Genomic DNA, 9,830 nt, shown 5'->3' with positions numbered 1-9,830 from the left:
CGGCGGCGGCCGCGCGCGCGGCGGGCGCCGCGGCGCCGGCGCGCGGACCGGGCCCGATCGGCACCGGCGAGCCGCCGATCCGTACCGGCTCGCCGGACGGCGCCCCGGACGCCGGCCGCGGCGGGTGCTGCGGGCGCTGGGGCACGGCCTGGCCGGTCCGCGGGTCGACCCACGGGTCGCCGCCGCCGGGGCCGCCGCGCGGCTCCCTGCGGTGCGTGGCGGCGTCGGAGCCGCGCCCCGGGCCGCGGCCGGGCGCCGGGACCGGTGCGGCGGCCGTACGCTGCCCCGCGCGGCGGGCCTCGATCATGGCCACGGCCCGGACCGGCAGCCACGCCGAGGCGGTGCCGCTGTCGTCCCCGCCGTCGAAGAGGTGCGGGGCGAGCTGCGCCTGCAGGTCGGCGGGGGTCGGGCGCTGCGTGGCGTCCATCTGCATGCAGGAGTCGATCAGCGGCCGCAGCTCGTCCGGGAGCCCCTCCAGGTTCGGCTCGTCGCGCAGCAGCATGAACACCGTTTCCACCGGGTTGGCCCCGTGGTACGGCGGATGCCCGGTCGCGGCGAAGACGAGCGTGGAGCCGAGCGAGAAGACGTCGCTGGCGCCCTTGACGCTGCGCGAGTCCTTCGCCTGCTCGGGCGACATGTACGCGGGGGTGCCGACGGCGACGTTCGTCATGGTCAGGCGGGTGTTGGAGACGCCGCTCGCGATGCCGAAGTCGATCACGCGGGGGCCGTCCTCGACGACGAGCACGTTGGACGGCTTCAGGTCGCGGTGGACGAGGCCCGCGCCGTGGATGGACTGCAGGGCCTCGGCGATGCCCGCGGCGAGCCACCGTACGGCCTGGGCGGGCATCGGCCCGCACTCGTTGACGATCTCCTCCAGGGAGGGCGCCGGGACGTACGCGGTCGCCAGCCAGGGCACGGCGGCCCGCGGGTCGGCGTCGACCACGGCCGCGGTGTAGAAACCGGACACGGCGCGCGCGGCCTCCACCTCGCGGGTGAAGCGCACCCGGAAGAGCTGGTCCTCGGCGAGCTCGGTCCGCACCGTCTTGATCGCCACCCGGCGTCCGGATGCCGACCGTGCGAGATAGACCAGCCCCATGCCGCCGGCGCCGAGCCGTCCCAGCACCTCGAAGGGGCCGATCCGTCTCGGGTCGTGCTGCGTCAGCTGCTCCACCACTCGCCTCACAATCCCCGTACGGGCCCTCGCCGGGCCCGTTCCCACCTGCACGCGCGCCGGCACGGCGGTCGGCCCCGTGCAGCGTCTCATCCCGGGCGCCGCCCGGGGTCGCGCAACCCGATTCTGTCAGGCCCGCGCGAGGGGCGCGTCGTCACAGTGCGGGCCCGGCGCGGACATCCTCCGGGCACCGCCTACCCGAGCGGACCCGTACGGGGCTCCGAGAGCAGGGCGAACACCGCGCCCTGGTTGTCGGCGACGACCGCGATCCGCCCGTGCGGGGTGTCGAAGGGGTCGGCGGTGACCCGGCCGCCGAGCCGTTTCACCGTCGCGACGGACTCGTCGACGTCCGGGACGGCGAAGTACACGAGGAAGTGCGAGGGCATGATCTCCGGGAACGCGTCGGTGATCACGCTGCGCCCCAGGACCGCGGTCTCGGCCCCGGGCCGGCTGCCGGGCGGGGACCACAGGCGGTACTCGACGCCGCTGCCGGCGTCGTCCTGGTCCTCGGGGACGTAGCCGAAGACGTTGGCGTAGAAGACGTCGACGGCGTCGCGGGCGCGCGTGTAGACCTCGCTCCAGCAGTACGTGTACGGCTCCTGCTGGGCCTCGAAGCCGTGGTGGGTGCCGGGCTGCCACAGGCCGAAGACGGCCCCGCCGGGGTCGGCGGCCAGCGCGGCGCCGCCGTACGGGCCCACCGGCTGGGGGTCCATGACCATCTGGCCGCCGGAGGCGCGGATGCGCGCGGCGCACGCGTAGGCGTCGACGGTGTAGAGGTAGATCCCCCATACGGTGGGCATGCGGCCGTCGGGTTTGGGGGCGAGGGCGGCGACGTTGCGGCCGCGGCTGTAGGCCTGGGTGTAGCCGCCGTACTCGGGGCCGGCGCCGGCGGAGAAGGTCCACCCGAAGAGCTCACCGTAGAAGCGTTTGCCGGCCTCGACGTCCGGCAGCGAGGCGTCCACCCAGCAGGGTGTTCCCTCCGCGAATGCGGCCATGGCCCGGTTCCTTCCGTTGTGCCCCGCTATGCCCTTCAGCCATGATCTGCCCGAAAACTTGTCCACAGCCTGTTGATAAGACTAATCGGGGGATTTCGAGAGGAAGGGGGCGGGGTGGGATGGGCCTCGGGCGCCCGGATCTCGCACCGGATCTGTGCGGAACGCACCCGGAATCGGCACGTCCGCCGAACGGAAAGCGCCAGGCGCGGCGGCCCGGGGCGCGGTCTTCGCCCAGGCCAGGTGTCACGTAACCCCATTTGCAGGCGGCCGAATCGCGCGCGGATCACCCCTCGGTAAGCTGACGGCATGACAGGACAAGTACGCACCGTCGACGGCCGCGTAGCCGGCCGGCGCGGTCAGGCGACGCGGCAGAAGCTGCTCGACTGCCTCAGCGAGATGCTCAGCTCCTCGCCGTACCGCGACGTCAAGGTGATCGACGTCGCGCGCAAGGCCGGCACCTCCCCCGCGACCTTCTACCAGTACTTCCCGGACGTCGAGGGCGCCGTCCTGGAGATCGCCGAGCAAATGGCCACGGAGGGGGCGCAGTTGACGGCGCTCGTCGAGGGCCGCAGCTGGGTGGGCAAGGCCGGCTGGCAGGCCGCCGAGGAACTCGTCGAGGGGTTCCTGGACTTCTGGCGGCGCAACGACGCGATCCTGCGGGTCGTCGACCTCGGCGCGGCCGAGGGCGACAAGCGCTTCTACAAGATCCGCATGAAGATCCTGAACTCCGTCACCAACTCCCTCACGGAGTCGATGAAGGAGCTCCAGGCCAAGGGCAAGGTCGACAAGGACGTCAGCCCGGCGGCGATGGCGGGCTCGCTGGTCGCCATGCTGGCCGCGGTTGCCTCGCACCAGAAGGGCTTCCAGACCTGGGGCGTCAAGCAGGCCGAGCTCAAGCCGAACCTGGCCCTCCTCGTCCACCTGGGCATCACCGGGAAGAAGCCGACCAAGTAGCGGCGGACCCTCCCCGGGTCCGCCGCCCTCCCGCCCTCCCGGCCGCCGCAGAGCCCCTTTTTCGTTCCCGTTCCCGGTCCCGCTTCGACCGGCCGTCCATGCCCGCCCGCCCGAACGGTCAGCGACGCTCCAGGCGGAACAGCCGGATCTCGCGCTCGATGCGCGCCTGGTACGTCGCGTACGGCGGCCAGAACCCCAGCACGGCCCGCCACGCCGCCGCGCGTTCCTCGCCCTCCAGCAGCCGGGCCCGTACGGCGATGTCCTCACCCTTCCAACTCACCTGCGCCTCGGGGTTCTTGAGCAGGTTCGCGGTCCACGCCGGGTGTCCGGGGCGGCCGAAGTTGGAGCCGATCAGGAGCCAGCCGGTGCCCCCCTCCTCCGGCATGCAGGCGAGCGGCGTGGTGCGCGGCTCGCCCGTCTTGGCTCCCTTGGCGGTCAGGATCACGCCGGGGAGCATCCGGGCGCTCAGCATGACCTTGCCGCGGGTCAGCTTGTGCACCGCCTTGTCCATGGCGGGGATGAAGTGCGGTGCGATCTTGGCGAACAGCTTGGTCGAGGAGACCTTCTGCATCAGCTTGACTCCGACTGCCCTTGCCATCAGACGGCCACCTTCTCCTGGGGGGTGGTGAACAGGCCCGCGCGGTGGGCGGCGTGCGCCCGCAGCCGGTGGACGGGGCCGAACAGCAGCTCGTCGGCCGCGGCCCGCTTGAAGTAGAGGTGTGCGTCGTGCTCCCAGGTAAAGCCGATGCCGCCGTGCAACTGGATCGCCTCGCCGGCCGTGATCCGCAGGGCTTCGAGGGCCTGGGCGAGGGCGAGCCCGCCCTGCCGCGGGTCCCAGGCGGCGTAGTAGGCCGCGGAGCGGGCCGCCTGGACCTGGACGTAGAGGTCGGCGAGCCGGTGTTTGACGGCCTGGAAGGACCCGACGGGCCGACCGAACTGCTCACGCCCGCGTACGTACTCCACCGTGCGGGCCAGCGCCTGCCCGGCCGCGCCGGCCGCCTCGGCGGCGAGGACGGCGGCCGCGGCGCCCCCGGTGGCGGCGAGCGCGGCGAGGACGGCTTCGCCGGTGGCGCTGTCGGCGTCGGCTCCCAGCAGTTCGGCCGGGGTGTCGCGGAGCTCGATGCGGGCCTGCGGCCGGGTCTCGTCCAAGGTGGCCTGCCGCGCCCGGGCCAGCCCGGGCGCGTCCTCCGGTACGAGGAAGAGCAGGGTCCGGCTGCGGGCGAAGCCGCCGGTGTGCGCGGCGACGAGCAGGAGGGAGGCGCTGTGCCCGTCGAGCACTTGGGCGGCCTCCCCGTACAGCCGCCAGCCGCCGTCCTGCCCGGGCCGGGCCTGGACTCCGCCCGCCCGGCCCCCACCGGACCACTCCCCGGGGGTGTTCTCGCCGGTCAGCGCGAGGGCGGTGGAGAGTGCGGGACCGGGGACGGCGAGGGCCGCGGTGAGCCCGCCGGCGGCGAGCGGCGGGAGCAGGGCGGAGCGCTGGGCGGCGGTACCGAGCGCGGTGATCAGCGGTACGGCGAGCACGGCGGTGGCCAGCAGCGGCGAGGGCAGCAGCGCCCGACCGGTCTCCTCGCAGGCCAGCGCCAGGTCGACGGGGGTGCAGCCGACGCCCCCGTACTCCTCGGCGACGGCGATGCCGGGCAGGCCGAGCCGGAGCGCGAGCTGCTGCCAGAGCTCGCGGTCGTAACCGGCGGCGGTCCGGACGGCGGCCTTGACCTCGTCCGGGCCACAGCGTTTGCCCAGGATCTCGCGCAGGGTGCGGCGCATCTCGTCCTGCTCCGCGGTGAAGGCGGCATCCATCGTCGGGCTCCTCCCGGAGGCACCTCCCCGCGGTGGCCGGGAGGGATCTGACGGGCCGTCATGTTAGGGCGGACTGCGGCAGATGCACAGGGGCGGGATGCGGGCACCTCGCGAGGACCGCACGGCGCGGACTAGAAACTGACAGTACGTCAGATGTACGTTCTGGTGCATGCCTGGACCCACGACCGAACCTCGCAACGGACGCCGCCGGGTCGCCGTCGCCGGCGTCGCCCTCTCCGACTGCGGCCGGGTGGACGGCCCCACCCCCTACGCCCTGCACGCCCAGGCCGCCCGCCGGGCCCTGGCCGACTCCGGCCTGGACCGCTCGGTCATCGACGGCCTCGCCTCGGCCGGCCTCGGCACCCTCGCGCCGGTGGAGGTGGCCGAGTACCTCGGGCTGCACCCCACCTGGGTCGACTCCACCTCGGTCGGCGGCTCGACCTGGGAGGTCATGGCGGCGCACGCGGCGGACGCGATAGCGGCGGGGCACGCGAACGCCGTGCTGCTCGTGTACGGCTCCACGGCGCGCGCCGACATCAAGGCACGGCGGCGCACCTCCAACCTCTCGTTCGGTGCGCGCGGGCCGCTGCAGTTCGAAGTGCCGTACGGGCACACGCTCGTCTCCAAGTACGCGATGGCCGCGCGCCGCCACATGCACGAGTACGGGACGACGCTGGAGCAGCTCGCCTCGGTCGCGGTCCAGGCCCGGGCGAACGCGGCGACCAACCCGGACGCGATGTTCCGCGACCCGATCACGGTCGACGAGGTGCTGTCCGGCGAGATGATCGCGGACCCCTTCACGAAGCTGCACTGCTGCATCCGTTCGGACGGGGGCTGCGCGGTGCTGCTGGCGGCGGAGGACCTCGTACCGGACACGGCGAAGGCTCCGGTCTGGATCCTGGGCTCGGGCACCTCGGTCTCGCACACCACGATGTCCGAGTGGGAGGACTTCACGGTCTCCCCGGCGGCGGTCTCGGGCCGCATCGCCTTCGAGCGGGCGGGGCTGACCCCGGCGGACGTCGACCTCGCGCAGATCTACGACGCCTTCACGTACATGACCCTGGTCACCCTGGAGGACCTCGGCTTCTGCGCGAAGGGCGAGGGCGGGGCCTTCGTGGAGAAGGGCCGGCTGCTGCGCGACGGCGAACTCCCGGTCAACACCGACGGCGGCGGCCTCTCCGCCTGCCACCCGGGCATGCGGGGCCTGTTCCTGCTGGTCGAGGCGGTCCGCCAGCTGCGCGGCGAGGCGGGCCCGGACCGCCAGGTCACCAAACGGGGCGGCCGGCTCCCGGAGGTGGCCCTGGCCTCGGGAACGGGCGGCTGGTTCTGCTCGTCGGGGACCGTGATCCTGGGGCGGTGATCGGTGGAAAAGGCCATCCTGGGCGGTCGTTCGGGGCGGTGGTTCCGGGGCCGGCGGGCTCCCGGTCGACAGGTCACCGGGGCCGGGGCACGATGGGAGGGACGGACTCCTTCCGGGGCCGATCGGGACGTGCGCGTGGAGCGCACCCGCTCCCGCGCACCGTGCGGGCATCGTGGGCACGAGTCCGTACGCCCTCCGCGTGCCCCACTCCAGGTGCCGGCCTCGTGATTCCTCGACCCTCCCACCCACAGGTGAGGAACGACGATGAACCGACGAACCCGCATCACTTTGTTCACCCCCCTCATGGCCTGTTCGCTGGCCCTCGGCGCGACCGCCACGGGATGGGCCGCCACCCCCAGGACCGCCCCGGCCGCCGCACCCGCCGCGGCCGCGTGCTTCGTCGAACTCAAAGCCGGCGACGCGACGAAAGCGATCGTCTCCGGCGAGGGGTTCGACAAGGCCAAGGGCAAGGTCTTCCTCGACCAGACCGACGGCGGCGGGGGCGGCACCGCCACGGTCGGCGACGACGGCAAGTTCACCTCCGGTGAGGTACCGGCCGGCAAGTACAAGGTCTTCCAGAACAGCGGCGCCACCGCCACCTGCCTGGGCGGCCAGGAAGCCCAGGACGCCATCAACCAGCAGCTGATCACGAAGGAACGCCAGCGCGGCGCCAAGGAGGGCTTCACCGACGGGAAGGCGCTGGCCCAGGCCGGCACCTGCAACGCCGAACCGAAGCCTCCGGCGAACCAGAACCTCCAGGGCCTCGTCCCCGACAGCGAGGGCAAGAAGCAGGCCAAGGAGGCCCACGACCAGGCCTACAACTCCGCGTTCGACGCGGCGATCAAGAGGTACTGCACCGACTAGCCGCGGGCCCTGGCCACCTGGCCGCCCTGGCCACCGACCCCGTGCGGACCCGGCGGAAGTCACCGCCGGGTCCGCACCGGCCCGTCCGGCGCGATGGTGTTCGATGGAGGGCATGACCGCCGAGACCACGAGCAGCGACGCCTTCCGTTCGACCCTGCGCTCCCTGCGCGTATGGGACGGCCCGCTGCCGGACTTCGACCCGGACTCCGCACCGGCAAAGCCGCTGCCCCTCTTCCACGAGTGGTTCGTGCGGGCCGCCGCATCCGGGCAGCCCGAGCCGCACACCATGAGCCTGGCCACCGTGGACGCCGAGGGGCGCCCCGACGTACGCACCCTGATGCTGCACGACGCCGACGGGCGCGGCTGGCACTTCGCCTCGCACGCCACCAGCGCCAAGGGCCGCCAGCTCGCCGGCCGTCCGGACGCCGCGCTCGGCTTCTACTGGCCGGCGGTCGCCCGCCAGATCCGGATCCGCGGCCGGGTCGCCGCCTGCGGCCCCGAGGAGAGCCGGGCGGACCTGGCGGTCCGCTCACGGGGCGCCCTCGCGGCGGCGCTGACCGGCCGTCAGAGCGAGCGGCTCGACAGCCTGGACGAGCTGGCCCGCGTCTACGAGACGGCCTGGGAGCGGGCCGGCGCGGAGCCGGACGCCCCGGCCCCGACCTGGACCCGGTACGTACTGGACGCCACGGAGGTCGAGTTCTTCCAGGGCGACGCCTCCCGCCGCCACGTCCGCCTCCACTACCGCCGCGGCCCCGGCGGACTCTGGACCCGCACCCTCCTGTGGCCGTGAGCCCGGTCAGTTCCGGGCGTACGAACCCAGGCCGATCAGGCAGTACACGTACTGGTTGATCGGGGTCCCGTTGAGCGTGTAGCGGTACGAGAAGGCGTACTCCGTATCCGAGTTGGCATCGCAGCGGTGCAGGTCCGAGGTGAACCCGAAGCGCTGGATGACCTTGTAGTGCGCGTCCGACGCCGAGCAGGAGACCTCGTCCACGTCCTCGACGCGCTGCGCGGTCGTGGAGTCCGGCAGCTTCCCGTTGAGGCAGGTGCCGGCGTCGAAGGGGCTCGGCGCCGGTGCCACCGCGGTGGGGGCGGAGGAGGGGTACGAACCGCTTCCGGAGCTGCTGCCCGTGCTCGTGCCCGTGCTCGTGCTCGTGCCGCCCGTACTCGTACCCGTGCTCGTGCCGCTCGTACTCGTACTTGTGCCCCCGCTCGTTCCCGAGGTGTACGAGGGCACGGGCGGGGGCGACCAGGAGCCGTACGTCGGGGTGGGCGACGAGGAGGCGGTGTTCTTGTCGTCATCGCCGCTGTTCAGCGCCACGGCGGCGAGGATCACGGTCGCGATGACGGCGAGCACCGCCAGGCACCCGGCCGTACCCCCCGTCTTCGGCGGGCGCTGCCCGGGCACGGCGGGCGTGGCGACGGTCGGCGCCCCGGGTGCGCCCGCGGCAGCCGCGCCCCGGGCCGGCGCGACGTGGATGCGCAGCAGTAACTCGGCGCCGCCGACCCGGACCCGTACGAGTTCGCCGTCGCGGCAGCCGGAGGGGATCCGCAAGCGCGTGACACCGCCGGCCAATGACACCGGCAGGATCACGCCGTGGGCGGCCTGCTCGGGGGTGATCGTGAGGGGGATCTCCTGCGAGGACACCGGCGGCTCCAAGGGGTGAGGTGGTACGGACCTTTCTGGTCGGCACCCCAGGTTCGCCCGATCGCGCACGGGGAGGCAGTCGTTCCGCCGGACCGGTGCGTGGCTGTGACACACACGGCGCCCGACGGCGGCCCCCGAAGGCCGGCCGGCGTCGCGTACCGGATCCGGCTCCTACCGGTCGTCGGGGCGGAAGACGGGGACGACGGCCCCGCCCGGAGCGCCCTCGCGGAACGCGATGCGCAGCGGCATGCCGATCCGCAGCTCCGCCGCCGCGCACTCGACGACCTCCGTCATCATCCGCGGCCCCTCCGCCAGGTCCACGACCGCGGCGGTGTACGGCACCCGCTCGCCGAAGGGGGGCAGGTCGTTGCGGTGGACGACCGACCAGGTGTAGAGGGTGGCGCGGCCGCTCGCGGTCTCCCACGCCACCCGCTCCCCGCCGGCCCAGCAGTACGGGCAGAACTCCCGCGGGTAGTGGTGTGCCCGGCCGCAGTCCGCGCAGCGGCGCAGCAGGAGCCGGCCCTCGGCGGCGGCGTCCCAGTAGGGGCGGGTGAAGTCGTCGGTCTCGGGGAGGTCGTGGCGCGTGGTCACAGGAAGAGTCCGATCGCCGCGTCGAGGGACCACGTCTGCCAGGCCATGGCGAAGAGCGCGGTGAGCGAGATGAGGGCCATCATCGCGTTCTGCCCCTGCTCGGCCCAGTCGTGGATCATCAGGACCAGGTACAGCAGGTTCAGGAGCAGCCCGCCGACGAGTGCCACGGGCGTCAGGAAGCCGAGCACCAGGCCGAGCCCGAGGGCGAGTTCCGCGTAGACCACGACGTACGCCATCAGCCGCGGGCGGGGCCGCACGACCTTCTCGAAGCCGCCCTTCACGAGGGGCCAGCGGTGCTTGCCCGCGACGTCGGCGGCCCAGGCGATGCCCGTGCCGCGCTCGAACCAGCCCTTCTTGTCCTTGTGCCGCCAACTCTCCAGCCACCACAGGCCGAGCCCGATCCGGAGCACGGCGAGCCACTCGGCCCCACTGAGCCAGACGCTCTGCATG

11 protein-coding genes are annotated in these 9,830 nt (G+C 73.4%); 4 read left to right on the top strand and 7 right to left on the bottom strand.

Annotation, left to right across the window (positions count from 1 at the left end):
- Together ACS04_RS23675 and ACS04_RS23670 are read right to left on the bottom strand one after the other, a co-directional pair.
- A partial coding sequence (locus ACS04_RS23675; RefSeq protein WP_048478749.1) for a serine/threonine-protein kinase occupies positions 1-1,174 on the bottom strand: 1,174 nt, incomplete at its 3' end.
- A 191-nt stretch (positions 1,175-1,365) separates the two neighbouring features.
- Positions 1,366-2,166 carry a VOC family protein gene (locus ACS04_RS23670; protein ID WP_048478748.1) on the bottom strand — a complete coding sequence of 267 codons (801 nt, stop codon included), beginning with the start codon at positions 2,164-2,166 and terminating at the stop codon, positions 1,366-1,368.
- A gap of 306 nt (positions 2,167-2,472) precedes the next feature.
- Between ACS04_RS23670 and ACS04_RS23665 the strand changes: the two genes are divergently transcribed.
- Positions 2,473-3,120, top strand: coding sequence for a TetR family transcriptional regulator (locus ACS04_RS23665; protein ID WP_048478747.1), 648 nt, complete (start codon positions 2,473-2,475; stop codon positions 3,118-3,120).
- Between the two features lie 118 nt (positions 3,121-3,238).
- Here the strand turns inward: ACS04_RS23665 and ACS04_RS23660 are convergent, their stop codons facing one another.
- Together ACS04_RS23660 and ACS04_RS23655 are read right to left on the bottom strand one after the other, a co-directional pair.
- Positions 3,239-3,718 (bottom strand): nitroreductase family deazaflavin-dependent oxidoreductase, encoded by a 480-nt coding sequence (locus tag ACS04_RS23660; RefSeq protein ID WP_048478746.1) that lies wholly within the window; start codon positions 3,716-3,718, stop codon positions 3,239-3,241.
- Positions 3,718-4,917: an acyl-CoA dehydrogenase family protein gene (locus ACS04_RS23655; protein WP_048478745.1), complete on the bottom strand. Its 1,200-nt coding sequence runs from the start codon at positions 4,915-4,917 to the stop codon at positions 3,718-3,720. The genes ACS04_RS23660 and ACS04_RS23655 overlap by 1 nt, the downstream gene beginning before the upstream one ends.
- Before the next feature lie 169 nt (positions 4,918-5,086).
- Here ACS04_RS23655 and ACS04_RS23650 point away from each other — a divergent pair, with 169 nt between their 5' ends.
- The 3 genes from ACS04_RS23650 to ACS04_RS23640 all read left to right on the top strand — a co-directional run bounded on the left by ACS04_RS23650 (position 5,087) and on the right by ACS04_RS23640 (position 7,931).
- Positions 5,087-6,277 (top strand): thiolase C-terminal domain-containing protein, encoded by a 1,191-nt coding sequence (locus tag ACS04_RS23650; protein ID WP_048478744.1) that lies wholly within the window; start codon positions 5,087-5,089, stop codon positions 6,275-6,277.
- A 264-nt stretch (positions 6,278-6,541) separates the two neighbouring features.
- Positions 6,542-7,141, top strand: coding sequence for a hypothetical protein (locus tag ACS04_RS23645; protein ID WP_158977476.1), 600 nt, complete (start codon positions 6,542-6,544; stop codon positions 7,139-7,141).
- A 112-nt stretch (positions 7,142-7,253) separates the two neighbouring features.
- Positions 7,254-7,931, top strand: coding sequence for a pyridoxine/pyridoxamine 5'-phosphate oxidase (locus ACS04_RS23640; protein ID WP_048478750.1), 678 nt, complete (start codon positions 7,254-7,256; stop codon positions 7,929-7,931).
- Between the two features lie 6 nt (positions 7,932-7,937).
- On the opposite strand, the gene ACS04_RS23635 is transcribed toward ACS04_RS23640, so the two are convergent.
- The 3 genes from ACS04_RS23635 to ACS04_RS23625 all read right to left on the bottom strand — a co-directional run bounded on the left by ACS04_RS23635 (position 7,938) and on the right by ACS04_RS23625 (position 9,829).
- A complete protein-coding gene (locus ACS04_RS23635) occupies positions 7,938-8,789 on the bottom strand; it encodes an LppU/SCO3897 family protein (protein ID WP_048478742.1) in 852 nt (283 codons plus the stop codon).
- A gap of 171 nt (positions 8,790-8,960) precedes the next feature.
- A complete protein-coding gene (locus tag ACS04_RS23630) occupies positions 8,961-9,380 on the bottom strand; it encodes a Zn-ribbon domain-containing OB-fold protein (RefSeq protein WP_048478741.1) in 420 nt (139 codons plus the stop codon).
- Positions 9,377-9,829 (bottom strand): DoxX family membrane protein, encoded by a 453-nt coding sequence (locus ACS04_RS23625; protein ID WP_048478740.1) that lies wholly within the window; start codon positions 9,827-9,829, stop codon positions 9,377-9,379. Before ACS04_RS23625 ends, ACS04_RS23630 begins: the two co-directional genes overlap by 4 nt.
- Position 9,830: the final 1 nt, after the last annotated feature.

Origin of the sequence: Streptomyces roseus (assembly GCF_001044425.1) — a bacterium.
Lineage (GTDB): Bacteria > Actinomycetota > Actinomycetes > Streptomycetales > Streptomycetaceae > Streptomyces > Streptomyces roseus.
This window is presented reverse-complemented; position numbering and strand designations above follow the sequence as displayed.

Bases quoted from the DNA above. Each gene is read 5' to 3' on its own strand.
- ACS04_RS23670 (WP_048478748.1), bottom strand. From the start codon at position 2,166: ATGGCCGCATTCGCGGAGGGAACACCCTGCTGGGTGGACGCCTCGCTG.
- ACS04_RS23665 (WP_048478747.1), top strand. From the start codon at position 2,473: ATGACAGGACAAGTACGCACCGTCGACGGCCGCGTAGCCGGCCGGCGC.
- ACS04_RS23660 (WP_048478746.1), bottom strand. From the start codon at position 3,718: ATGGCAAGGGCAGTCGGAGTCAAGCTGATGCAGAAGGTCTCCTCGACC.
- ACS04_RS23655 (WP_048478745.1), bottom strand. From the start codon at position 4,917: ATGGATGCCGCCTTCACCGCGGAGCAGGACGAGATGCGCCGCACCCTG.
- ACS04_RS23650 (WP_048478744.1), top strand. From the start codon at position 5,087: ATGCCTGGACCCACGACCGAACCTCGCAACGGACGCCGCCGGGTCGCC.
- ACS04_RS23645 (WP_158977476.1), top strand. From the start codon at position 6,542: ATGAACCGACGAACCCGCATCACTTTGTTCACCCCCCTCATGGCCTGT.
- ACS04_RS23640 (WP_048478750.1), top strand. From the start codon at position 7,254: ATGACCGCCGAGACCACGAGCAGCGACGCCTTCCGTTCGACCCTGCGC.
- ACS04_RS23625 (WP_048478740.1), bottom strand. From the start codon at position 9,829: ATGCAGAGCGTCTGGCTCAGTGGGGCCGAGTGGCTCGCCGTGCTCCGG.